The organism is Actinoplanes sp. NPDC026670, assembly GCF_040638175.1.
GTDB lineage: Bacteria > Actinomycetota > Actinomycetes > Mycobacteriales > Micromonosporaceae > Actinoplanes.
On sequence record NZ_JBEZXU010000033.1, the window covers coordinates 65,445 to 89,249 of the forward strand.

A 23,805-nucleotide genomic window follows, 5' to 3' on the forward strand; every position below is an offset into this window, starting at 1 on the left:
ATGCGCCATGAAAGCCGATCTACACTTGGCAGTTGCGGCTACTGAGGCTGCCTGCTGGTCGCCGGGTTGTCGGTGGCACTCGTCCTTCGAGCGAGCAGATAACCCTGCGGAGTCGACTCCCCGCCCGCGGCGGGCCGGCCGGCCCAGAACACCGTCTCGAATCCAGCGTCGGTGACCCGGCGCTCCATCTCGTCCGGAGACAGCCAGTAGGCGTCGAACTCGATGCCCAGGCCCATGCTGCGGCCTCCACGCCGCCGTTCGCCATCGCCGGCCTTGAACGCCGTCACCAGATAGCCGCCGGGCCCGACGACACGAGCCAGTTCGCCGAAGGCGACCGCCCGGCCGGCCGGAGGGAGGAAGAGCAGCGAATACCAACAGACCACCCCGGCCAGCGAAGCATCATCGAAGGGCAGGTCGCGAAGGTCAGCAACCTCGAAGGAACAGCCGGGGTAGTCGCGCTGCGCCACCCGTACCATCTCCGGCGAGAGATCGACGCCATGCGGTGACAGACCCTGTGCCGTCAGGTAGGGCGACAGCCTTCCCGTCCCGCAACCGACGTCTCCCACGCGGGCGCCCAGGTCCGCAGCGAGCGTGAGTTCGCAGAACAGATCGAGCACCGCCCGGTCGATGGGCATGTTCTCCAGCGCACCCGCCAGGCTTTCGGCATAGACCTCCGCAAGCACATCATGCGCGGATCTCAGCTCGTCGGTCTCGGCATCCATCGGCGAACCATAGCGGCATCGTTGCGGGCCATGACGTGCGCCTCATGACCGGATGGCCCGGGTTGCCGACCAGTGCCTGGAGGCTGCCGGCCACTGCCGGGTCGGCCATCACCTGCGTGTAACTGGCGGTCACCAGGGCCGTCATGCCCAACGGCCAGGCCGGTGACGACGAGTCCGCCACGCCGGATCTGGCGGTGCGTGCTTGCAGGTGCAGGATCTCGGCGCCGATGAGTTGCGGCCACAGCGCGACAGCCGCCGGCACGTACGCCAGGTGCTGATGGGCGCGGGCGACATCGGTGGCGGCGACACTTCCCAGCTCACCTATCGCTCACCGTACGCTCCGCGGTCAGCGCCGGGAACCCCGCAGCCGGGCCGGGCGGTGCCAGATCAGGCGCTGGACCAGCAGGGTGAGCACTCCGGCCACGACGATCGCGGCGAGGTTGATGACCAGTTGGAGTGCGGATCCGGCGGCCTCGTTGCGGACTCCGTAGGCGAGCGCGACTGCGGCGTTCGCGGCTGCCGGAATCGTGGTCACCGAGATCAGCACGCCCACCAGAGTGCCGGCCTTCGCTGAGGTCAGCGACAGGATTCCGGCGACGCCGCCGAGGAATCCGATCACCCAGGACAGCGCGTCGGGTCGCCAGATGAAGTCGGTGAGTGGCCGTTCGGCGAGCAGCATCGACTCGTTCACCAGGTCGGCCGCGGTCAGCAGCCACACCGCTGCGACGGTCAGGATCATCGCGAACGGGAACCCGACACCGAGTGCCAGTGCTGAGCGGCGTATCAGGGCGGGCCGCCATCGGGCCAGGCCGACACACATCGCCGCGAGCGGTCCGAACTCCGGTCCCACCACCATCGATCCGACGATCAGGATCGGCTGGTCCAGCAGCACACCCACCGCGGCAATGATCATCGCGATCGTCATGAACGCCAGGTAGGCGGCGCTCAGCTGGGTCTCCTCGCCGGTCTGCTGCTCGACCTCCGCCCACACCACCGCGTCGACACCGAGGCCCGGGGTGCGTCGTGCGGCCCGGTCGGCCGCCAGGGAGATCGCCGCGTCGACCCGCTCGACGACGATCGACCCCGACTCTTCGAGGCCGATCTCGCGCAGCCGCTCCAGGATCGGGCTGGCACCCTCGCGGACGACATCGAACTCGACCACGTCGCCCCGCGGTGACACGGCCACGCCCGGCATCACGGACACGTGGGTCACCGCGTCGTCCGCGGCGAGAAGTTGCTGGACCTGATCGGTGAGCTGAGCCGGGACGATCGCTCGGACGTGCAGCATGTGTCTCCTCACCGCGGCTGGTCGTCGCTGATTCTAGAGATCAGCTGTGCCGCCCACCCCGGCCACGGCCTTCTCGCCTGAGGGTTCCCTCTCAGGGGCGAGCCCGGGAATCACCCGATGCCATCGCGGTCGTACGCCGACCACAGTGGACGGATGCAGATTCGTGCGCGATACGTTCTTCCGCTGGTCGGTGTGCTGCTCGTGGCCGGGGCGGCCGCGCCGTCCTCGGCCGGTCCCCCGCCGGCGCTCGAACGCGAGGGTGCGACGCAACTGCAACGTGATGTGGACGCGCTCCTCGCGACCGGGGCGACCGGGGTGCTGGCCGAGGTCAGCGGATCCGGGCGGCCGCTGACCGCTCGCGCCGGCGTCGCCGACCCGGTCACCCGGGAGCCGATCGCGTGGAACAGCCGGCACCGGATCGAGAGCACCACCAAGACGTTCGTCGCCACCGTGGTGCTGCAGCTGGTCGGGGAAGGGCGTCTCGGCCTCGACGATCCGGTGCAGCGGTGGCTGCCAGGGCTCTTGGCCGGAAACGGCGACGACGGTACGGCGGTCACCGTGCGGCAGTTGCTCGGTCACACCAGCGGGCTACCCGATTACGCCGACGATCTGCCGCTGGCGCAAGCCACGTCGCAGGAGGAGTTCAATCGCGAGCGGTTCCGGTCCCACACCGCCGAGCAGCTGGTCGCGATGGCCATGCGTCACGAGCCGGTGTTCGCTCCCGGTCAGGGGTGGGCCTACTCGAACACCAATTACGTCCTGGCCGGAATGATCGTCGAGAGGGTGACCGGCGCGCCCTGGGAGCAGGCGGTGCACGACCGGATCGTCGTGCCGCTGGGCCTGACCGGGACTGTTCTGCCGGGCACCTCGGCCTACCTGCCGTCCCCGCGGCTTGCGGCTTACCAGCGGCTGCGGGCGGGAGGTCCGCCCGTCGACGTGTCCACCCGGGTGTCCGGGCACGCCGACGCGTCGATCATCAGCACCACCGCGGACGTCAACCGGTTCTTCCGGGCGCTGCTGAGCGGCCGTCTGCTGAAGCCGGCCCAGCTCCGCGACATGCAGGCCACCCGCCCGGCCGAGCCGTTCTCGGCCGTCTGGGACGAACCGGGCTACGGCCTGGGACTGATGAAACGCCGCCTGCCCTGCGGCGGGTGGGTGTGGTTCCACGGCGGCGGCTGGTGGAACGCGATCACCGACAACGCCGTGACCGCGGACGGACGACGGTCGGTGACCGTGTTCCTGGCCGGCACGCTGGAGCCGGGTCAGGATCCGACGGTGCAGGCGAAGGCGTCGGCGCGGCTGATCGACCACGCGTTGTGCGCCGGTTGAGTTCCGCATCGGGCCTGCCACTGCCGGTTGCCGGAGCGACGCGCCTCAGGACGGAGCTCGACCGGCGAGGCGCTCGCGCAGGGCGCTGAGGTCGTCGTCGGACAGGCCGCCACTGCGCAGGTAGTGGGCCGAGCCGCCCTGCTCGTCGAGCCACGCGAAGACGGCCTTGATCGCCTCCGGCGGTGTGGCGGTCACCAGGCCGGTGATCGCCGGGATCAGCGGCACACCCCAGGCCTTCAGGCGGGCCAGCATGATTTCGGCCCATTCGCCGGCGAGGTTCGTCTCGCTGAGCACGTAGTCGGCGATCACGGCGTCGCGGTCCGCTCCGGCGGCGTCGAGCAGCAGGGCGACGGCCACACCGGTACGGTCCTTGCCGGCCGTACAGTGCACGAGCACGCCGCCGTGGGTGTGGTCGGCGGGCCGGGCGACGAGCCGGGCGACCTCGGCGAAGGTTGCGGCGGCCGAACCGAGCATCCGGACGTAGAGGTCCGCCAGCGTGGGGATTCGAGCGAGCATCGTGGCCTCGTCGAGGTCGGCCGGCGACGGCATGCTCGTGAACGCTCCGTCGAGCAGCGGCAGCTCCACGATGGTGAACCGGTGTTGCGAGCCGACCCGGTTCGGCAGTCCGGTCTTCTCCAGGTCGGTGCGGAGGTCGACGATCGTACCGATGCTGCTTGCTTTGAGGGTTTTGATGCCGTTGTCGGTCGTGCCGGCGAGGGCGTCGGACCGGTAGAGCACTCCGGTGCGGGTCGCACCGCCCGCGGTGAGCGGGAGGCCTCCGGTGTCCCTGGAGTTGAAGGTTCCGGCGATCATCGCGCTCACGCGACCCCCTTTTGTCCGAGCGTCAAACTTAGTGGCGACTAAGTTAGCTGGTTGATCATGCATCCGTCCAGGTCGTAGGGTTTCGGGGTGGAAAGCGCAGAGAGTCCCCCCGCCGGCGTCTACCGGCTCGCGCGCGGCGACGCGCGGCGAACCCGGATCCTCGCCGCCGCCACGACCGAGTTCGGCCGCAAGGGCTACGAGGGCGCCCGCATCTCCGACATCGCCCGGACTGCGGGGGTGACCGACGCCGGGGTGCTGCACCACTTCGGCACCAAGTACGACCTGTTCATGGCCGTCGTCGAGCGCCGCGAAGAGGTCTACCAGGCGATCAGGCTGACGACCGAGTCGGTCCGGGCCCTGTTCGACGAGTTCATCGCGGTCGTACGCCTCGCCGCCCAGGAACCGGACCTGCTGCGGTTCCGGGTGATGCTCACCGGCGCCTCCCATATCGAAGGTCATCCGGTGCAGGGCCGCGCCCGCCGCAACCTCGAGGCCGGGTTGGACTCGCTGGTCCCGTTCGTGCAGGAGCGCATCGACGCCGGCGAGATCGCCGAGACGACGGATCCCCAGCAGCTCGTCCTGGAACTGCTCGCCCTCAACGAGGGCATCCGCGACCAGTGGTCGGCGCTGCCCGACCGCATCGACTACGTCGCGGTCTTCACCGCCGCTGTCAACGGACTCTACGAGAGGGTACGCGCGCGGTAGCCCTCAGCAGCGGGCGCTGCGGTCGAGGGCGCTGATGAGGGCGACGAGTTCCGCTGTGCTCTCGGTGTGCCCGAGTCGCTGGTGGATGTCGCGGGCTTCGCTGAATGCCCGGCGGGCGGCGATCGGGTCGGCCCCGGCCTGTGCGTCACCGAGTTTGCGCAGCGCTTCGGCGAGGAAAGCGGGCCAGCCACGGCGGCGCCACAGCCGTACCGATGCCTCCAGGTGTTTGATCGCCGCGTCGTGGTTGCCCGCGGCCAATTCGATCACGCCGAGGACTCCGAGGGCGTCCGCGGTGTGATGGGGCAGGTTGTACTCGCGGGCGATGGTCAGCGCCTCGGTGGCGAAGCCGCGCGCCGGAGGCTGCGGCAGGTACGCCCGGGCCAGCGTCAGCAGGGTCAGCACCTCGGCGTATCGGTCCTGGTAGCGCCGCAGGATCCGCAGCGACTCGTCCAGGGCGGTGATCGCCTCGGGGTTACGCCCGGCCCGGGTGTTCAGCACACCGATGAACTGGAGGGTGGTCGCCACGTACCGCTGGTTTCCCAGTCGCCGGGCCAGGCGCAGGGCGACGGTGAGGTGTCGCCCGGCCTCGGCCAGCGCGAGCGACTCGCCGTAGACGACGGCACGGGCCACGTGGGCGCGGGCCTGGCCGCCGAGGTGCTCGTGTTGTTCGGCCAGCCGGATCGCGGCGTCGGCGCAGGCGGCCGCCCGGTCGTAGTCGCCGGTCGCCGCCAGCGCCCACGCCTGGTCCACCGCCGCGTCGGCCATGCCGGGGCCGTGTCCGGCCTCGGTGAACAGCTCGAACAGATGGTCGGCGTCGCGGAGCATACGTTCCATGGCCGCGCCCGGGTGGTCGGCCTCGTGCCAGGTGGAGAGCTCGATCAGGCCGCGCAGCATGACGGCTTCACCGAGCCGGTGCCCGGCGGCCCGGCAGGCGGTGAGCACGTAGTCGTTGGTGGACCGCCAGTCGATGTAGACGCCCCGGATGTCGAAGAACTTCTCCAGGCAACCGGCCAGTTCGAAGGCCGCGTCGAGCGCGCCCATGTCGCAGGCCTGCCGGATCGCGGCCAGCAGCGACAACCGTTCGCCGGCGAACCAGGTGAGCGGGTCGGGCAGGTCGTCGGCCCCGTCCACGGCCACCTCGGTGGCGTTGCCGCGCACCGCGGCGTAACACGGGCCAGGGATCCGGTCGCTCATCCGGCGGGCGAGCCACAGGTAGCCGCCCAGGCCGGTGTTCAGCACCTCGGCGCCCTCGGACGGTTCCTCGTCGCGGGCGCGTTCGCGCAGGTAGAGCAGGACCAGGTCGTGGAAGCCGTAGCGGCCGCCGCCGGTGGTGTCGGTGCCGGCGTCGAGCAGCAACTGGGCGTCGACGAGTTCCTCGAGCAGGTCCTCGGCCTCCGCGGTGGGCGCCCCGGTGACGACGGTGGCCAGCCAGGCCGGGAGATCCGGCAGAGCGAACAGGCTGAGCCGGCGGGCCAGGCGCCGGGCGGGTTCGCCGATCGCCCGGTAGCTGGCGGCGATCGAGGTCCGGACCGCCAGGTCGCCGGCGACCAGATGGTCCAGGCGCCGACGCTCGTCGCGCAGGGCCCGGGTCAGGCGCGACATCGGCCATGCCGGGCGTGAACGCAGGCGTGCGCCGACGATCCGGACGGCCAGCGGAAGGCGCCCGACCAGTTGCAGGATCGCGGTGCTCTCCCCCGGGTCGTCGGTCACCCGGTGTGCGGTGGCGACCCGGTCGAGGAACGCCACGGCTTCCTCGCAGGAGAAGACGTCCAGTTGCCGGCGTTCGGCGCCTTCCAGTCCGTCCAGGCCGGAACGGCTGGTCACCAGGGTCGTGCAGGAGTTGCCGCCGGGCAGCAGTGGCCGGATCTGTGCCTCGTCGGCGGCGTCGTCCAGCAGGACCAGGATCCGGCGCCCGGCCAGCAGCGAACGGTAGGCGTCGGCGCGTTCGGTCAGGTCGATCGGGATGGCGCGTTCGTCGAGGCCGAGGGCGCGCAGGAACCGGGCGAGCACGTCGCCCGGTTCGGCCGGATGCGCGTCGGTGCCGTGCAGCCGGGCATAGAGCTGGCCGTCCGGGTGATCGTGGGCGGCCCGGTGCGCGGCGTGCACCGCCAGGGTGCTCTTGCCGACCCCGCCCATCCCGGTGATCGTCACGACCGGACGAGGCCCATCGCCTGGGGCGAGCACCGTGTCCAGCCAGGCGACCTCGGCGGCCCGGCCGGTGAAGTCGCCGACGGCCGACGGCAGCAGCGCCGGGATCAGCGGGACCGGGGCCGGCTGGTCGCTGCCGGTGTCCTCGGCGGCGCCGGCGGCCTGCAGGACGGTCCGCTCCGCCGTCATGAACGCGGCGCCGGGCTCCAGCCCGTGCTCGTCGGCGAGGAACCGGCGCATCTCCCGCGCCGCGGCGAGCGCGTCGGCCTGGCGGCCACACCGGTGCAGGGCGGTCATCAGCGCGATCCACAGCCGTTCGCGGGTCGGCTCGTCGCGGGCCATCCCGGCCAGTTCCGGGACGATCTCGCGGTGCCGGCCGGCCTGTAGCTCCAGGTCGAAGACCTCTTCCCAGGCGGCGAGCCGCTCCTCCCCCAGCCGGCGGCGGGCCGCTGCCACATAGGCGCCGGCGGCGTCGGCCAGGGCCGGGCCGCGCCACAGCGCGAGAGCTTCCCGTAGCCGGGCGACACGTTCGGCGGGTGGAAGGTCGCCGGCCGGTGTGGTGAGTTGCTGGAAGCGCAGGTAGTCGAGGTCGTCCGGTCCGGCTTCGAGCAGGTAGCCGCCGCTGTGGCTGAGCAGCGCCAGCCGGCCGTCGCCGGCCCGGCGGACCGCGGAGATGTCGGCCTGCAACTGGGATCGGGCGGTGGCCGGTTCGGCGCCGCCCCACATCGCTTCGGCCAGTGCCTCGACGGTGACGACCCGGCCGGCGTTGAGCAGGAGGTAGCCCAGGACAGCCCGGTGCCGCGGCCGGGCGACGACGACGTTCTCACCGCCGAGCCGCATCTCCACGTTGCCCAGAATTCGATAGTGGACACTCTCGGATGGCATTGCGGCCAGGCTAACGCCGGAGCCACCGAAAGTCGATCTTATGGTGGTATTGCGACACGGTGCTCCCGGGCGGGCCGTCCGGTGGACGACCCGCCCCGGTCACCGCCTCCGCCGCGGTCAAAGCCCCGTGCCCCTACCGAGCCGGAGTGCTGCTGTGGCCCTCCGATAATCGGCCACGCCGTTGACACGTACGCCATCCGTTCGCCATACGCCGGTCGCCGGCCTCAAGGAGCGACAACGAGACGGCGCCCGGCACCAGGATCGTCTCCGTACGGGTGGCTCAGTTGCCGATGCGGCAGCTGATCTCCATGCCGTCCTCCACCGGGAAGCTGGTGCTCAGGTAGCCGTTCGCCGGGTCACGGACGTAGTCGAGATAGGGCTGGACGGACGCGAAGCTGCTGTCGTCACCGATCACCAATGCGCCGGGTGTCAATCGTGGCTCGAGCAGCCGGAGCACCGGCAGGTACAGGTCCTTCCACCCGTCGAGGAGCACCAGGTCGATCGGGTCGCCGACCGTGCCGAGTGTCTGGAGCGCGTCGCCGGCGAGGACGTCGACCAGGTGGGACACGCCGGCCTCGGCGAGGTTGGCGCGGGCGGCGGCGACCTTGGCCGAGCTGAGTTCGGTGGTCACGACCCGGCCCGTGCCGTTGTCGAGTACCGCGGCGGCCAGGTAGAGGGTGGAGGTCGCGTACGAGGTGCCGAACTCGACGATCGTCTTTGGCCGGGCGGACCGTACGAGGCTGTAGAGCAGCCTTCCGCCTTCCGCGGAGACCGGCAGGTAGGCCGATGCGAGGGCGTCGGCGCGCTGCGCGGCTGAGGCGTCGGGCGGCAGCGGCGCGATGTCGAGATCGTCGTCGTGCAGAGCGGCGGTGTGGAGCCGGTCGAGGATGCCGCGGATCGGTTCGGTCAGCAGTGAGGTCATGACACCGAACCGTAGACGCAACGTTGCGTCTAGGCAAGGTAGGATGTGGCCATGCATCGCGGAAACCGCCACGGGCGCAGCGAACAGGCCCGCTTAGCCGTCCTGCAGGCAGCAGACGGTCTCCTGGTGGAGAAGGGATTCGCCCGGCTCACCATCGAGGGCATCGCCCAGCGGGCCGGCGTCGCAAAACAGACCATCTACCGGTGGTGGCCCGCCAAGACCGACATCCTGTTGGAGGCATTCGCCACCGACGCGGCTGAGGAACTCACACCACCGGACACCGGGGACACGACCCGGGATCTGGTCACCCATCTCTCCACGCTCGCCCGCTTCCTGACCGTCTCAGACGCCGGGGCGGTGTTCCGGGCCCTGACCGCGGAGAGTCAGCACGACCCGGCCCTGGCCGCCCGGTTACGCGACGAGCACCTGACCGCCCAACGGGCACGCGACCGGCAGCTGCTCCAGCGCGCGGTCCAGCGAGGTGAGCTGCCGGCCGACGCCGACCTCGACACCACCGTCGACCGGCTGGTCGGGCCCCTCTACTACCGGGCGCTGATCACCGGCCAGGAGATCACCGACGAGTTCATCACCGACCTGGTCAGCGCCACCCTGACCAGCACCTGACCCCGCAGGCAGGTCGACCAGGCGGCCGATTACGGGGCCGGCACCGAGACCGGCGACCACGTCGCGCCGCCGTCCCGCGATGTCCAGTAGGCGCCAGTGCTTGTCATGGCCGTGATCATCCCGCTGCGCTCGATGAAAGTGGAGACCGCCGGCACGGCGCGAGGTGTCGTGAACGTGCGTCCCCCGTCGGCGCTGATCATCGGGCCGTCTCGTTCCGTCCCGATCAGCAGCTGTCCCTCTGGCTGGATGATCGCCCCGGTGATCGAGGCGGGTTGCTCTCGGCCGTCTCGTATCCGGCTCCAGGTTCGGCCTGCGTCCGGGCTGGCGTACACGGGCCCGAAGCCGTTCTTGGCGTCGTTGCGCTGGACGGTGAACACCGCGTACCACTGCTTCCCTGGCCCTACCAGGAGCTTCGGCCCAGAGAGCAGATTCTCCGGCTTGGGAAAGCGTGACACCGACCAGGTACGGCCGCCATCGCGCGTCGTGGCCAGGGCGGGAACGCCGCCCCGGGCGATGCCGGAGAGCCATCGAGTGCCGTCAGGAGCGATCGTGGACTCCGATGAGCCGTGCACGCTCTCCAGCGGCACGTTGGACAGCTTCAACCGCATGCCGGTCTCCGGGGCGATCACCGTTAGTTCGCGCTTGTCACAGTTCGTGTCGGCACAGTGGATGTGAAGGCGCGCCTTCGCTGGAATCACAGCGACGCTTCGCGTCACGGAGTTCGGTACCGAACGCCACGTACGCCCGGCGTCGATGCTCGCCCACCACTTCCCGCGATCCTCGATCACCACGGTTTGTCCGGTGACGGCGTGCAGGTCGGCGCTGTAACCCTCGAGTGGGGGAACCTTGGCCAACGGGACCTTCCGATGCTGGTAGGTACGGCCCCCGTCGACAGTGACGGCCAATCCGTACGAGCAGGGCTGCTCTTCGCCCGGGCATGTCGAGGTCAGCGCGAACCCGTGGTCCCGGTCGGCGAACTGGACGAAGAGCGCCTCGCTCGCCTCGCCGGGTTCCGTTCCAGTAACGGCATCTGCGGAGGGCCTGGCCTCGGCGAGCGCCGCGCCGTTCCTCCGGCCGGCCTTCTCGCCTGCTGGGTGGGTCACCAGAACGCCGATCGCCGCCAGCAACACCGTCGCGATGAAGACGCCCCCGGCTCGCCGGTACCACCTGTTTGCTGTCTGCCCTCGCGAGTCAGGTAGTCCGTCGTGGGGTGGGCCGGCCTCGTTCCAGACGATCAGCTCACGACGCGGTGTGGCGGGCATACGGCCGTCTCCTTCCGGTGGGTGCACGCATGGTCGACACCGCCGGGCCGAAGATGGTTCCAAGCCGCAGTCCTGACGACGACACCTTCTGGCGCATCCTCACCGTCAGGAATCACCGCACGAGAATCGAGTGGACGGCGGCGTCAGGTGTAGTACGAACTGAGATCGTCGTCTGTGACGCCGCCGCCCTCCGGGTAGGGGACGCCCATCTCCTGGAAGAACACGTGCGCGAGCAACTCGGTGTGGTGGAAGTAGATCATCGCGGCGCGCAGTGACGGGAACTCGCTCGGGCGTTCCTCGAGGTTGTCCAGCGCCTGGCGCAGGTATCCGGCCATCCGGCGCCACTGTCCCGGGTAGCGCTCGTCGTCGTGAGTGCGGCTCTGGTCGGTGTGCGTCGCGGCGTTCATGATCCGGGCGGCGACACCGTCGGCATAAGCCGTGACATGCCGGGTCATCACCGCTTCACTCACCACCGCAACCGCGTCCCCCGCCACACGAGCCCCGGCTCCGGCCTGCGCCATCTCCACCGCATGGCCGTTCACCTCGTTGACTGTGCCGTCCCGCTCGATCCGGAACAGGGCGACACCGATCTCGTCGGCCGACTCGACCGCCGCAGCGGTATAGCCGGAGGTCGAGTAGAACAGGTGGTTGGCGGTCAGCGGCCGGGTTCCGCGCAACTGCTGGACGGGCGGCGCCCCGACCGGCAGGGCAAGCATCTTGACCTGGGCCACCGCCTGGGAGGCGGTGACGTCCAGCCCGCCGTCACGTCCGGGCGGCGTGGTCTCGGCGTCGTCGAATCCGAGGCCACGCATGTGCAGGCACGCGATCTCCTCCGCGGTACGCCAGTCGGTGGGCAGCATGGGCCGGGCCGGTCCGGCCGGCCGCATCGCGGCAGCGGCGATGAACGAGGCGGCGTCGGGCATCGGCGGTACGGCGTCCGCCTCCGGAAGACGACGGATGTACGCGCCCGCGTGCGCACCGCGACGACCGGTTCGGCGTCGTCGCGCTTCCAGTCCACCGCGTCCAGCACGTCGGTCTCGTCGGTGGCGACCGCGTCCACGATCAGCTCGGCGTGGTCGCCCGATTCGAGGGCCGCGAGCAGGGCGCGGCCCAGCGTTTCGCTGATTCCTTGCGGCTGTCGTTGGGCACGATATCGGCGGTACGCCCACGCGGTCCGTGCGTCGTCGTGCAGGAAGTCCGCCGCCACATAAGCCGGCGTCGCCCCGTCAGGTGACGCCGCCGAAGCCGGGAGGTCCTCCGGCACCGGTGCCGGCCCAGCTGGCGTCGGCAGGGTGACGGGCTCCGGAACGGGCAGGCCGACAGGCTCGGGAACGGGTGCTTCGGCGGGACGCCGTCTCTCGTACCTGATCCGTAGAGCGGTGATCAACAGCAGCGCCGCGCCGAGCGTACCCATGCCGATGGCTGTCTCCACCTCGTCGGCGGACAGGCCCGCGGATCCGGAGGGACTCAAGCTCGTCTCGGCGGCGCCGAAGGCGCAGATGAGGCCAATGGAGCCGGTCGTCAGCGCGAGGCCGGACGGGCCGGGCAGCGCGGCGCCGGGATCGGCGCGGTATCGCTCGCGGCGCAGATTCCACAGGTGGATCAGCAGCACCCCGGCGCCACCGAAGATCAGCGCGTCCAGCGCCCGGGCCACGGGATGGGTGATGTGTCCGGCGGTCTGATGGGTGACCGCGAGGACGAGGAAGAACCCCCCGAAGGCGAGCCGCCCGTTGCCGGGCCCGCGTGACTTCGGTGCGCTGGTGGCGGCCTGCTCGGACCCGGTTGGCGCGCTCAAGGATGTCCCTCCGACGAGATCGTCTGATGATCTTGAGCGGTCGGCCACCCACCGGCGCGACCGGGTCGCACACCTGTGACGCAAACTCCCCGGCCATCCAGACGTTCTGGATCATGAGCGCAGAGAACGGCTGGTCAACTCATGTCGATGGCGTATGCCTCCTCGCGTACGTCCGGGTCGGGGTGTCGCCGCAGCCCGGTCAGCAGGTCTCGCCATGGCTGCTTCCAGCCGAAACCGGCGCCGTGCCGGACCAGCGCCACCGCGAACAGCCCTCCGGCCAGGTCGCCGCGCCCGGCCAGTGCCGTGACGACGCCGGCAAGGATCGTCGGGTCGGGCCATTCGCGCAGGCCCCGCAGGCGGGCGCCGACGTGTTCGGCGGTGCGAACGGCCAGGACGGGCCGGCCCGCGCACAGTTCGGCGATCTCGTCCAGGTTGTCCAGACATCATTGTCCGGGCAGCGGCTCGCCCTGCGTGGTCGACAGCTTCAAGGCTCGACGTACCGCCGGCATGGGGTCGGGATCGCTGACCTGCTGCGCCTGCTGGATACCACTGCGCAGGTCATCTTCGCTGGTCGTGCGGGCGGCGGACTGCCACAGCGGCAGCGCGGCCTCGATGTCGGCGACGAGCCGGAGCATCTCCGGCTCGACAGCGCTCGGCCACAGTCTCCCCTGCAACTTCGAGCGCGTGGTCGAGCACGCGTCGACGGTCTGCGCCGCCAAGCTACGCAGCTCGGCCGGCGTACCGGCCGCCCGCAGCTCATCGACGCCCGCCGTGAGCTGAACGCAGTCCCGGATCGCCAGCAGGAAGTAAAGCTGGTCGGGGTTCACGATCGATGCGTCCTCGCGGAGTGGGCGACCGATCGGCGTCTGCTCCGCCGCCAGGAAGCAGGTGATGTTCTGGCTCCCTCGCGCCCACTCCGAGTCACGCGGAACGTACCAGCGTGTCTGCACATCGGTAGGCAACGACAACGGGTCGAGGACATAGTTGCGAGTCACCGAGGGACAGCCCTCCTTGGCGCGCTGAACGAGCGCGGTGGCTCCCGGGTACGCGGACCTCCCGTCCCCGAAACCGACCCAGCCGGCCATCTCGGCATGGTGCGGCTGGGTGCACGGGAGCGTGGTGATCTGTCCGGGAATGAACGGGTCGCCTTGTTCCGCCGCCGGAAGGTCCAGGCACTGGCCGACTCGCAGCGCCACCATGTCCTCGGCACGGTTCCCCACGTGCCAGTTGACACCGACAACGACGGCCAGCACGACCAGCCAGAATGTGCTGAGCACCAGACCCGCGACGGCGAGACCCTTGCCACGCTGACCGGTCTGCTTGATCTTCACCAGTGCCGCGATGCCCAGCAGCGGGCTGAAGATGATGCCGCCGATCACGCCGAAGACCAAGGAGGCGACGGCGAGTCCACTGAGACCCTCTTGTGGACCGCGTTCCCAATCCGGGTCCCACTCGACCGGAGGACCGCCCGTGGACTTGTCCGCCTTGCCGCCCGGCTCCAGCCCGGTGGTCTCCCCGTACATCGCGCGGGCTCTCCTCGATTTTCATGTGATCAGCGACCGGAGCCTACTGGCCCGCGCGAGGAGCGGCGCGGCAGGTCTTCGCCGACTGGGGCGCCTCCGTCCGCCGGCAGCGGATCTACCCTGTCGCCCGCACCTGGGACGGTCGCGGATGGGCCGGGATCCCGGTCACCGGCCCTGGCCGCGGTAGCCGATCGGGCCCTCCCCGGCTCGCTGGTAGGTGCCCAGGAAACCGCCGTCGGCGAACGCGACCGTGCCGTGGTTGCCGCGGCCGTCGCGCCAGCTCAACCTGGTGGCCGGGCTGCCGGGCACGCCCACCGCGAGGAGCAGGTCCCCGGAACGGTGCCACCCGCCGCCCCAGCCCTCCTCAGCCGAGAAGCGCCGTGCCTCCTTGGCCACGGTGTCGCGCCGGATCAGGCGGCCGCGGAACTCCCTCGGCTGCTCGCCGGGCTGCCGGCGCCAGCCGTAGAACGCGGCCTGCTGCTTCTCGAACGTGATCGCGTACTCGGCGCCGGACGAGTCCGCCCAGGCCACCTGCTCGACGACAGCCTGCTCGCCGCGGTCGATGAAGACGGTGACCTCGCCGGCGTCGGTCGCGTACCGCAGCACCGGCTCGGCGATCCGCTGCCGTTCGAGCGCCGAGCCCGCCTGATCGTGTGCGTGCATCGGGTCGATCGTCACCCGGTACAGCCACAACATGCTGCGGGCATCGTCGCCGCTCTCGATCCGCAGCGTGTTCCGGCCGGCCACCAACTGCTCGGCCGGGACCGCGAAGGCCACCCGCTGCGGGAGTCCGCCGCCGTTCGGGATCCGCAGCCGGTCGGCCAGCCGGTTGCCGTTGAGGCGGACGGTGAGCGGGGCGTATCCGGGTTCCCGGGAGAGCATCGACGCGAGCGCTCGCAAGGCGACGCAGGCCTCGCGGACCGCGGCCGGGTCGGGCACGTCGAACTCCAGCTCGACCGACCCGCCGGCGTGAACGGCGAGGTGGTCGTCTGCGGCCGCAGCCCGGTCGGCCTCGACGATCGTGATGTTCCCGGTCCGGGGCGGCGCGGTGCCGAAGTCGGCGTAGGTGGGTTCCATCTGGATCCCGGTACGCAGTGGGGTTGCCGGCGCGCCGGGTGACGACGGGTGCAGCAGTACCTCGTACGACAGAACGGTGTGCTCGCCGTTGCCGTATCCGATGTTGGCGGCGCCGAAGGCGGGCCGCACCTTGCCGATGTGCAACGTGCCGGGCGCAACCGCCGCGCGGGCGACGTAGAGCGGTTCGCCGTCGCTCTCACGACCTGCCGGGAGCGCGCCCGCGGGCACCGCGCCCCCGGAGGCGATGCCCCAGGCGCCGCGGTCCATCAGCACCTCGTACTCGTCGATGCTTACTTCCTTGCCGCCCCAGGTGGCCTGGGCAGCGCCGAAGCCGGGGCGGACCTTGCCCGGGTGCACGCCGCCGTACATGCGGACGCGGCATACCCACAGCGGCTCGCCGTCGGCCTCGTAGCCGTGCGGCGCCGCTCCGGCCGGAATCCGACCGCCGCGTGCGGCCTCCCACCGGTATCCATCAGCAGACGAATGCATTCCATCGAGACTAGATCAACAACACCACCGGCTTCGCTGTGGTGGCCGCGCGCGCCGATCACGTGCGCGGCCACCATCCGGTCAGGAACCCGGGTACCAGGCCTGCAGGTCGACCACCAGGTTGGTGGTGCCCGTGCTGACGTTGCGGACGCGGATCTTGCCGTCCGTGCCGACCGGGACCTTGGCCAAGCCGCCGCGGGCCAGGTCGGCGACGGGCGGATAGTTGGACAGCGACGTGCTCGGCTCGGTGCCGCCGACCGGCCAGGCGCGCAGGTAGCCGGCAGCCGTGTTGTCCACCACGACGAAGTTCACCACGGCGGTGGCGCCGGGCGGCAGGCCGGTGGCGATGTCGACGGTGCCGTTCGCCGGCATCGGGGCGGTGTTGCTGCGGGTGTCCACCAGCCGCCGCGCCGCCAGGGTACGCAGGCCGGCGCCGGTGGCGGGCGCGCCGGTGAAGTAGCCGGTCGCCGTCATCACCAGGTGGATCGGTGAGCCGCTGTTGTTGGTGAACGTGGCCCGCCCGTCGGTGCCGAGCCGCACCGACACGCCGTGCGAGGTGGTGCCGACGACGTAGTCCATGACGCTGCGGCTGGTGCCGCCGGTCGCGTACGTGCCGACCCAGCCCTGTGCGGTGGCGCCGGTGGCGATCAGATCGACGAACGCGGCGGACGCCCCGGCCGGGATCACCCCGCCGGTGAAGGGGAACGTCCGGCTGCCGCCGCTGGGGATCGCCGTCGTGCCGCCACCGCCGAGCCCGCTGCGGGTGTCCACCAGCCGGGTCGGCGTGACCGGCACGTAGCCGCCGCCGGACGTGCCGGCGCGGGTGTAGTAGCCCTGCACGTCGACGATGATGTGCACGCCGCCGCCGTTGTTGTAGACGGAGAGTTTGCCGCTGGCCGGCACGTTCACCACGGCACTGTTCGACAGGATCTGGCTGGCGGTGACGTTCAGAGTGGACAGCGCGGCCGGGCGGGTGGTGCCCTCGGGGAACACGGTCAGGTACATCCCGGCGGTCGTGGTCACCGCAGTGATGTCCACCAGCACCGCGGTCACGCCGGTGGCGGGCACCCCGCCGACACCGGTGACCTGGAACGACGTGGTGGCGCCGGCCGCCTTGACGCCCGGTGCGCCGCCGATCGAGCCGCGGGTGTCGAGGACCGCCGCGCTCGTCGGGAGGCGAACGAACGCGCCTCCGCGGACGGTCTGGCGGGCCCAGGCCGCGATGTCGTCGAGCCGGGTCTCCGTCGCCGTGGCGGTCGCATCGGCCGGCGCCTTGAGACAGCCGGCCTGACCGGACAGGGCGTGCACGCCGACAAGCTCGAATCCGGCGCCGCGGGGTCGCAGCGCGGGTCCGCCCGAGTCGCCCTTGCAGATGCCGACCGCCGTGCCCACGGCCGGGGCGAGGTCGATCGTGGCGGCGCCGACGGCCTGGACGGTCAGGTCGCCGCGATGCAGGCGGCCCGGCACCCAGGTGGTCGCCGTACGCCCGTACCCCAGGATCTGCAGTGTCTCGCCGTTGGTCGGTGCGACGTCGGCGATCGGAACCGGCGTGACGTCGATGACCGGGGCGGAGAGCTTGGCCAGGGCCAGCTCACGGTCCGGGTGCAGCACCACGTCGATGACCCGGCGCTGCTGGCCGCCGGTCGTGTGCAGGTCGGCCCGCCCGACGGTGACCGTGGTGACCTCGGCGGGCGCGCCGGCGACACCGGCGAAGCAGGCGGCGCTGGTGGCGACCCACTCCGGGTCGATCAGGGCGCCGGAGCATCCGCGCACCAGTTCGCCGACCTGGATGTGTGCCGCGAACGCGTAACCGTCGGCCGGCGCGCCGCCGGTGACGCCCGACGCCGGAGCGGAACCCACCCCCGCCGCCAGGGTCAGCACAGCCAGAGCAGCGGCCACGGCGGTACGTCGTACCGCCCGTCTCGTACGGCTGCGGGCAGCAGCCAATCTCGTGTTCATCGTCCAGGCCTCCCCGTGTCTCACCTGAATGGAATCCGCGAGTCACCCTAGTCTTTTTTAGTCCGCTCCATCGACCGTCTCGAATTCATTTGGTGAGGCTGTCTGCCCTGAAGGACAGGTAAGCCCAGGTCACGGACGGCAGGGTGTCGTCTGCCGAATCCACGGCGGGCCAGCCTGGAATCGCCCGATCGCGACCCGCCTGAGTTCGGTGTCCTCGGTCCGCTGGAGATCTGGTGGCGTCGCCGGTCGGCCCACTGACCGCGCCCAAGCTCCGCGGACTGCCGGCCCGCCGGGTCGGGGTTCTGCCGGCTCGGTCACGGCCGAGACCGCGAGCCGTCGCTGAACGCGGGAATGCGGGTGGCTTTACCGGGCTGAGCGACGGCCGGTGAGGCCTGCGGCCCGTTCCGCGGAACCGGGTGCTGTCGGTTACGTAAGTCGCGGATCGGCAACGTCGACCAGCGCACGCAATGGCCGATCGTGTGCGTCCGTCGTCGTCCGAGCGCAATGCCGCGCGGCAAAGGCGTTCCGGGTTCCGTCACCCCCCGCCGACAGCAATAGTTCGCGTGGTGACCCGCGGTTCGAATCGGGCCACAGATGTCCACGCGGACTGCACGGCTTGGCGGCGTGGTGACCTGTGGTTCGCATCGAACCGCAGATGTCCACGCGGGCTGCACGGCTCGGTGGCGTGGCGGCCTACGGCGTCGAGCACTTGCGTATCGGCCCGCAGCCTTGACCGGGGCGGGTGGGCACACCGCGGCTGTCTGGATGGCACGGCACGTTGCAACAGCGGACGGAATTCCGCGGGCCGCCCCCGGCGAGCTCAGGACTCGGCGGAGCCGCACCAGCGGGCACGGTCCTCGTCGGTGATGGCGGACGGCTGCGCGGCCGGCTGGGTGACCCGGATCTGGTTCCCGAACGGGTCACGGAAGGCACAGTCGATGCCGTACGGCTGCACCTCGACGCCCTGGGTGAACTCCACGCCCTGGCTCTTGAGCGTGTCGTACACCTTCTGGCAGTCGTCGGTGGTGAGGATCGCCGCGCCGAGGGCGCCCTTGGTCAGCAGGTCACGGACCTGCGCTGCGGCCTGCTCGCTCATCGCGGGCGGCCCGGGAACCTCCAGCAGCAGCTGCCGGCCCGGATCGGACGGCAGCGAGATCGTCAGCCAGCGCATGAAGCCCATGTCGACGTCGTCGTCGATCTTGAAGCCGAGCTTGCCGACGTAGAAGTCGAGTGCTTCGTCCTGGTCGAGCACCCGGACCGTGGTGATCGTGATCGCTGTGAACATGGCTTCACGGTACGGGCGGGCCCGGCGTGGGTGCTTCGCCAAAACTGACCGGTCGCAGCCAGGTTTTCACGAAGCACACCGGCGCGTTGGCCACCAGCCTCCGCTCGCGGTACTGCGACGGCGAGACCCCGACGACGGCCCGGAACACCCGGCTGAACGCCCCGAGACTGTCGAAGCCGACCTGTAGCCCGACCTCGGTCACCGAGCTTGCCGGGTCGCGGAGTAACGACATGGCGCGCTCGATGCGGCGGCGCTGGAGATAGCGGTGCGGGGTCTCCCCGAAGGCGCTGCGGAAGCTGCGGCTGAAATGCCCCTCGGACATGTGCGCCAGCTTGGCGAGCGCGGGCAGGCCGAGCCGGTCCGCGAAGTCACGGTCCATCGCGTCGCGGGCGCGAAGCAGTCGCCTGTTCTGGTCCTCGGCCGGCGACCAGCCCGTTCTCGGCATGCCGACGATGGTAGTAGCCCCCAACCGCCCTTCGTGGTGTGGCGGTGACCTGGCACGATGTCGCGCATGTCCGGGGACATACATTCCGATGACGCCCTTCGCAAATGGGCCCACTCCTCACCCGTGCGGCCTTTGGCACTCGGCCTGGCCGTGGCGGCGGCCGGTGTCGCCATCGCCGCAACCTCTGCCCGGCCCCTCCTGGTGGGGACGCTCTTCCTGGCCGGGCTCCTGGTCGGCGGCGGGCTGATCGCCCTCGCAACGAAACGCCTGATCGCCGACGGTAGGGTTCCGAATGAGCTGGCCGGGGTCTCGACCCTGCTGGCGGTCGGCAGCCTCGTCCTGCTGTGGGTCATGAAGGACAACTCCCCCGCTCACGGCCTCATGACGGGCGAGGCGGCCGGGCTGCTGCTGGGTGTTTCCTTGGCGATCCGGGCGGTCCGGCGCAGCCTGCGGTGACGGACAAGAGGACTTGCCGGGCCTCGGTTCGCGGCCAACCGGACGCCGGGGCGGGAAACTCGCTGTCGGCTGCCGGAGCAGGGTGGTAGAAATCCGCGGTGGAAGAGACTCTGGAGTTCGCCGACCTGTTGCGGCTGATGGACGAACGATCGGCTGCTTTCCGGGCGGCGGTCGCCGCGGCGCCCAGCCTCGACGTGCAAGTGCCGACCTGCCCCGAGTGGACGCTGTTCGACCTGGTGCAGCACCTGGGCGAGGGACGCCACAGGTGGGCCGTCACGGTGGCCGCTGGGCCCGCCGACAATCCGCCGGCCTTCTCCGCTCCGGTCGCGCCACGGGAGCGCGAGGCCCTGCTGGCCTGGTTCACCGAATCCACCCGGCAGCTGCTGGACGCGCTGTGGAAGGCCGGCCCGGATCAGGGTTGCTGGACGTGGTGGGGTCCGTCGCAGTCGCCGCAGACCACCGGAGCCGTCGCCCGGCACCAGCTCCAGCAGGTCGCCGTGCACACCTACGACGCGCAGGTCGCCGTGGGCGCCCCGGAGCCGCTGCCGGACGCGGTGGCCCTCGACGGTGTCGACGAGTTCCTGACCACCTGCGTCGCCAACACGGCCGCGTGGCCGCACGAGCCCGCGGTCATCGACTACCACGCCACCGAGGGCCGTTCCTGGCGGATCTGGCTCGACGCCGACGGCGCCCGGACCGCCCGCCTTTCCGGGCCGGCCGCCGGCGAGCACCCGGAGACGGCCTATGTCTCCGCCCAGGGCACGGCCAATGAGCTGGTCATGTTCTGCTATGGACGCATTCGGATGGACTCGCTGCGGATCGACGGCGACCGGCACGTCTTCGACCAGCTGATCGCCTGGGACCCGGACGCATAGGCGAGTCGGGGATCAGGTTGACGGCGGCAGCGTGAACCAGAAGCGGCTGCCGCCGCCCGGGTGCTGCTCCACGCCGATGCGGCCGCCGTGCCGTTCGACGATGGCGGCACCAACGTGGCCCAGCGGATCATGGACTTCTTCACCGGAGCCCACCAGGACTACGCCACCACGGTCTTCCCCGACCTCACCAACCGGGAACGCGAGATCCTGGAGCTCGTCGCCGCCGGCCATCGCAACCACGAGATCGCCCGCCGTCTCGTGCTGTCCGAGAAGACCATCCGCAACCACGTCGCGTCGGTGCTCACCAAACTCCAGGTCAGCGACCGGGCAGCCGCCGTCGCCAAGGCCCGCGACGCCGGACTGGGGCACGCCGGCTGAGGGTTCTACGTCGTTCTGGAGGGTGACACTCGCGTACAGAATGATGCAATTACGGACATATCGTCAGTTCCGTTGAGAGCATGTGGGCGTCGGCTTGTGATCGTCTCGCCGGCGCTGGGCGTGGGGAACGGCATCCATGAGCGAGGCCACCACGCACAACCGACAGTCCACATCTCACGGAAGGAACCGGCTTGATGGCCGAAGCCGAGGAAGACAGAAGGCTGGAGTACTGTTCGGCCCCACCGCGGACGATGCCGAACCTGCCGCCGGACATGCCGTTGGCCCGGCAGCGCGCCATCATCGTGAACCGCAGCAAGTGGGCGAACGGGACCCAGCTGCATTACACGTTCCTGCACGGTGCTCCCGCGCAGGCGGACGTCGTACGGGAAGCCTTCCAGGAATGGAAGGAGATCGGCATCGGCCTCAGCTTCGTCGAGGTCGACTCGCCCGCCGAGGCCGAGGTACGGATCGGTTTCGTGCAGGGCGACGGCTCGTGGTCATATCTCGGCCGGGACGTGCTGCTCCAGGGGCAGAACGAGCGGACGATGAACTTCGGCTGGAACCTGCGGAGCGACCACGGCCGGTCGACAGCCTTCCACGAGATCGGCCACACGATCGGCTTGCCGCACGAGCACCAGAATCCGAACGCTGGGATCGTGTGGAACGAGGAGGCCGTCTACCAGTACCTCGGCGGACCGCCGAACAACTGGCCCCGGGAGACGGTCTACCACAACGTGCTGCGCAAGCTCTCGCCGGCCGAGGTGGAGGGCTCGGACTGGGACCCCGACTCCATCATGGAGTACGAGTTCCCGAGCGGTCTGGTGCGGAGCCCGGAGGCCTACCGCAAGGGCATCTTCCCGCCCGGGACGATCTCCAAGATCGACAAGGAACAGGTCCTGATGTGGTACCCGGCGCTCGAAGCCCAGGTGCCGCGGCTCAAGGCCTTCCAGTCTGCGGCGCTCAACCTCGCGAGCGGCCAGCAGTTCAACGCTGAGATCGTGCCGGACGCCAGCCGTCCGTACCAGATCGGCACGTTCGGTGCCACTGACGTGGTCCTCGTGCTGTTCGAGGACATCGGCGACGGCGAACTGCGGTACCTGGCCGGGGACGACGACTCCGGCGAAGAACGCAACGCCCTGATCCGCATCAAGCTGTTCGCCGGGCGGCGGTACGTGGCCCGGGTCCGGATGCAGTACGCGAAGGACTCCGGCGCGTCCGCGCTCATGTACTGGTAAAGGACGGCTCCGGGCGAGGCGGGAAGGTGCCGCGCCCGGAGCCGTCGAGTCAGCCCTTCGGTGCGACCCGGATGCGGTTCCCGTCCGGATCGGCCGCGACGAAGGTCAGCCCGAAGCCCGCGTCGTGCGGCTCGCGCAGGATCGTGACCCCCTTGGACTGCCACTGCTTGAAGATCGCGGTGATCTCCTCGGGGCGTCCACCTTCAACGGCAAGACAGACTTCGCTGGTACGCGGGACGCCCGCCGACAGATCCTCGAACTGGCCGGACCACAGCCCGAGCTCAGCACCCGGCCCGAGGTCGAAGGTGATGTATCCCGGAGTCTCGAACGAGGGGCTCATGCCGAACAGGTCGCCGTAGAAGCGGGCCGCGGCGGGAGCGTCGTTCACATAGACGATGGACACGACGGATGTGGTCATGGCGGGTCCTTCTCGCAGGTCGTGGGCAGGCATGCACCAGCCTGGCCGGAATATGCGCCGTATCGTGTCGCAATTTCCTGAAAAGCTTGGCGGGTGACCCCGGACCGCTTCTTCGCCCTGATGCTGCTCCTCGAATCGAGGGACGGCGCGACCACTCAGGAACTCGCCTCGGCGCTCGGGGTCTCTCTGCGAACCATCACCCGGGACCTGAACTGGCTGCGCGACGCCGGCCTGCCGGTGACCGCGCACCGGGGCCGCCTCGGTGGCGTGACCATGCTGCCCGGGCTCGACCTGACGCGGCTCACGCCTGGCGAGCGTGATCATCTCTCGCTCCTCGGACTGGATCAGAAGCAGCGCACGGAGCTCGACGCGTCGGCCGAAAGCAGGCGCGCACTCGCCAAGATCGCCGCCGCACAGTCACGTCGAGGGGACGAGCTCCTGCCGCTCACCGACGTGGTGCACGTGGACAGCAGTCCCTGGCTTCAGGGCCGAGCGACCAGCACGACGCCGGCTTCGCTGATCGGTCCGGTACGGCGAGGTCGCCGGCTGCGGATCGAGTACGGCAGCCCGCGCGAGTCAGGCCCCCGCGACCTGGTCGTGGATCCCTACGGGCTGCTCGCCAAGGCCGGCATCTGGTATCTCGTCGCCGACTGCGCCCGAGTGCCACGGATGTACCGGCTCGAACGGATCACGGCGTGGAAGGAAGTCGACCAGCCCCGGCGGATCCGCGAGAACCAGACCCTGGCCACCGTCACTGCGGCGCTCGTCGATCAGTGGGACCACGACCACGCGATAGCGGTCAGCGCCACCATCGACCAGGCGCAGATCGAGCGAGCACAACGGATCTTCGGCCTGCGACTCGTCCGGGACGACCTGGACGAGTCCACCACCGGCCACAGGGTGACCATCCGCTTCCTGCGCTTGGAGGACGTACGAGCCCTGCTGCCGTTCGGGGACGCCATCACCGTGCACGGCCCCACCGAGGTCAGGGCGCACCTCCGTGCCCTCGCAGCCGGCCTGGCCCGCCACTACGCGCCGTCGACGGAATATCGGGTTGCCGTCCCCACCGGCGAAAACTACCGTGACAGGACCACTCGACCGGAAGAAGCGTAGCCATGGGCCGCATCCTCGACACCGCACCGCACGCCGGTGCCGCTGTCGGC

Annotated in this window: 23 protein-coding genes; 9 read left to right on the forward strand and 14 right to left on the reverse strand. The window is 70.4% G+C overall.

All coding sequences use genetic code 11. The annotated features are described in order from the left end of the window. Positions 1-38 precede the first annotated feature (38 nt). A complete protein-coding gene (locus AB0E94_RS29390) occupies positions 39-722 on the reverse strand; it encodes a methyltransferase domain-containing protein (protein ID WP_360332464.1) in 684 nt (227 codons plus the stop codon). A 346-nt stretch (positions 723-1,068) separates the two neighbouring features. Then, positions 1,069-2,010, reverse strand: coding sequence for a DUF389 domain-containing protein (locus AB0E94_RS29395; RefSeq protein WP_360332467.1), 942 nt, complete (start codon positions 2,008-2,010; stop codon positions 1,069-1,071). Positions 2,011-2,163: 153 nt separating this feature from the next. On the opposite strand from AB0E94_RS29395, the gene AB0E94_RS29400 reads away from it, so the two are divergent. Further along, positions 2,164-3,339, forward strand: a complete 1,176-nt coding sequence (locus AB0E94_RS29400; protein WP_360332470.1) for a serine hydrolase domain-containing protein — start codon at positions 2,164-2,166, stop codon at positions 3,337-3,339. Positions 3,340-3,384: 45 nt separating this feature from the next. Here the strand turns inward: AB0E94_RS29400 and AB0E94_RS29405 are convergent, their stop codons facing one another. Beyond that, positions 3,385-4,152 carry a tyrosine-protein phosphatase gene (locus AB0E94_RS29405; RefSeq protein ID WP_360332590.1) on the reverse strand — a complete coding sequence of 256 codons (768 nt, stop codon included), beginning with the start codon at positions 4,150-4,152 and terminating at the stop codon, positions 3,385-3,387. A gap of 96 nt (positions 4,153-4,248) precedes the next feature. On the opposite strand from AB0E94_RS29405, the gene AB0E94_RS29410 reads away from it, so the two are divergent. Then, a complete protein-coding gene (locus tag AB0E94_RS29410; RefSeq protein ID WP_360332473.1) occupies positions 4,249-4,866 on the forward strand; it encodes a TetR/AcrR family transcriptional regulator in 618 nt (205 codons plus the stop codon). Positions 4,867-4,869: 3 nt separating this feature from the next. On the opposite strand, the gene AB0E94_RS29415 is transcribed toward AB0E94_RS29410, so the two are convergent. Together AB0E94_RS29415 and AB0E94_RS29420 are read right to left on the reverse strand one after the other, a co-directional pair. Further along, the gene (locus AB0E94_RS29415) at positions 4,870-7,899 is read right to left on the reverse strand and encodes a BTAD domain-containing putative transcriptional regulator (RefSeq protein ID WP_360332476.1); all 3,030 of its coding nucleotides are present in this window, start codon (positions 7,897-7,899) and stop codon (positions 4,870-4,872) included. Positions 7,900-8,179: 280 nt separating this feature from the next. Next, positions 8,180-8,821 (reverse strand): class I SAM-dependent methyltransferase, encoded by a 642-nt coding sequence (locus tag AB0E94_RS29420; protein ID WP_360332479.1) that lies wholly within the window; start codon positions 8,819-8,821, stop codon positions 8,180-8,182. A gap of 51 nt (positions 8,822-8,872) precedes the next feature. On the opposite strand from AB0E94_RS29420, the gene AB0E94_RS29425 reads away from it, so the two are divergent. Then, positions 8,873-9,445: a TetR/AcrR family transcriptional regulator gene (locus tag AB0E94_RS29425; protein WP_360332482.1), complete on the forward strand. Its 573-nt coding sequence runs from the start codon at positions 8,873-8,875 to the stop codon at positions 9,443-9,445. A gap of 29 nt (positions 9,446-9,474) precedes the next feature. Here AB0E94_RS29425 and AB0E94_RS29430 read toward each other — a convergent pair whose 3' ends face one another. Beyond that, positions 9,475-10,575, reverse strand: coding sequence for a hypothetical protein (locus AB0E94_RS29430; RefSeq protein ID WP_360332485.1), 1,101 nt, complete (start codon positions 10,573-10,575; stop codon positions 9,475-9,477). 275 nt (positions 10,576-10,850) lie between these two features. Next, positions 10,851-11,630, reverse strand: a complete 780-nt coding sequence (locus AB0E94_RS29435; protein WP_360332488.1) for a restriction endonuclease — start codon at positions 11,628-11,630, stop codon at positions 10,851-10,853. Between the two features lie 674 nt (positions 11,631-12,304). Between AB0E94_RS29435 and AB0E94_RS29440 the strand changes: the two genes are divergently transcribed. After that, the gene (locus AB0E94_RS29440; RefSeq protein ID WP_360332491.1) at positions 12,305-12,454 is read left to right on the forward strand and encodes a hypothetical protein; all 150 of its coding nucleotides are present in this window, start codon (positions 12,305-12,307) and stop codon (positions 12,452-12,454) included. A 182-nt stretch (positions 12,455-12,636) separates the two neighbouring features. Here the strand turns inward: AB0E94_RS29440 and AB0E94_RS29445 are convergent, their stop codons facing one another. The 6 genes from AB0E94_RS29445 to AB0E94_RS29470 form a co-directional block, all read right to left on the reverse strand. Beyond that, positions 12,637-12,762, reverse strand: a complete 126-nt coding sequence (locus AB0E94_RS29445; RefSeq protein ID WP_360332494.1) for a hypothetical protein — start codon at positions 12,760-12,762, stop codon at positions 12,637-12,639. 183 nt (positions 12,763-12,945) lie between these two features. Then, on the reverse strand, positions 12,946-14,025 hold the full coding sequence (locus AB0E94_RS29450) for a DUF4190 domain-containing protein (protein WP_360332497.1): 1,080 nt from the start codon (positions 14,023-14,025) through the stop codon (positions 12,946-12,948). A 165-nt stretch (positions 14,026-14,190) separates the two neighbouring features. Beyond that, the gene (locus AB0E94_RS29455; protein ID WP_360332500.1) at positions 14,191-15,591 is read right to left on the reverse strand and encodes a DM9 repeat-containing protein; all 1,401 of its coding nucleotides are present in this window, start codon (positions 15,589-15,591) and stop codon (positions 14,191-14,193) included. Positions 15,592-15,672: 81 nt separating this feature from the next. Beyond that, the gene (locus tag AB0E94_RS29460; protein ID WP_360332502.1) at positions 15,673-17,490 is read right to left on the reverse strand and encodes a S1 family peptidase; all 1,818 of its coding nucleotides are present in this window, start codon (positions 17,488-17,490) and stop codon (positions 15,673-15,675) included. An 880-nt stretch (positions 17,491-18,370) separates the two neighbouring features. Continuing rightward, positions 18,371-18,835: a VOC family protein gene (locus AB0E94_RS29465; protein WP_360332505.1), complete on the reverse strand. Its 465-nt coding sequence runs from the start codon at positions 18,833-18,835 to the stop codon at positions 18,371-18,373. Positions 18,836-18,839: 4 nt separating this feature from the next. Further along, positions 18,840-19,280: an AraC family transcriptional regulator gene (locus AB0E94_RS29470; RefSeq protein WP_360332508.1), complete on the reverse strand. Its 441-nt coding sequence runs from the start codon at positions 19,278-19,280 to the stop codon at positions 18,840-18,842. A 123-nt stretch (positions 19,281-19,403) separates the two neighbouring features. On the opposite strand from AB0E94_RS29470, the gene AB0E94_RS29475 reads away from it, so the two are divergent. The 4 genes from AB0E94_RS29475 (at position 19,404) to AB0E94_RS29490 (ending at position 22,224) form a co-directional block, all read left to right on the forward strand. After that, positions 19,404-19,736, forward strand: coding sequence for a hypothetical protein (locus tag AB0E94_RS29475; RefSeq protein WP_360332511.1), 333 nt, complete (start codon positions 19,404-19,406; stop codon positions 19,734-19,736). Between the two features lie 98 nt (positions 19,737-19,834). Next, the gene (locus tag AB0E94_RS29480; RefSeq protein ID WP_360332514.1) at positions 19,835-20,611 is read left to right on the forward strand and encodes a maleylpyruvate isomerase family mycothiol-dependent enzyme; all 777 of its coding nucleotides are present in this window, start codon (positions 19,835-19,837) and stop codon (positions 20,609-20,611) included. Between the two features lie 87 nt (positions 20,612-20,698). Continuing rightward, positions 20,699-20,989, forward strand: coding sequence for a helix-turn-helix transcriptional regulator (locus AB0E94_RS29485; protein ID WP_360332517.1), 291 nt, complete (start codon positions 20,699-20,701; stop codon positions 20,987-20,989). Between the two features lie 194 nt (positions 20,990-21,183). Next, positions 21,184-22,224, forward strand: coding sequence for a M12 family metallopeptidase (locus AB0E94_RS29490; RefSeq protein WP_360332520.1), 1,041 nt, complete (start codon positions 21,184-21,186; stop codon positions 22,222-22,224). A gap of 49 nt (positions 22,225-22,273) precedes the next feature. Here AB0E94_RS29490 and AB0E94_RS29495 read toward each other — a convergent pair whose 3' ends face one another. Beyond that, positions 22,274-22,642 carry a VOC family protein gene (locus AB0E94_RS29495; protein WP_360332523.1) on the reverse strand — a complete coding sequence of 123 codons (369 nt, stop codon included), beginning with the start codon at positions 22,640-22,642 and terminating at the stop codon, positions 22,274-22,276. Between the two features lie 93 nt (positions 22,643-22,735). Here AB0E94_RS29495 and AB0E94_RS29500 point away from each other — a divergent pair, with 93 nt between their 5' ends. Further along, on the forward strand, positions 22,736-23,755 hold the full coding sequence (locus AB0E94_RS29500) for a WYL domain-containing protein (protein WP_360332526.1): 1,020 nt from the start codon (positions 22,736-22,738) through the stop codon (positions 23,753-23,755). The last annotated feature ends 50 nt before the right edge of the window (positions 23,756-23,805 follow it).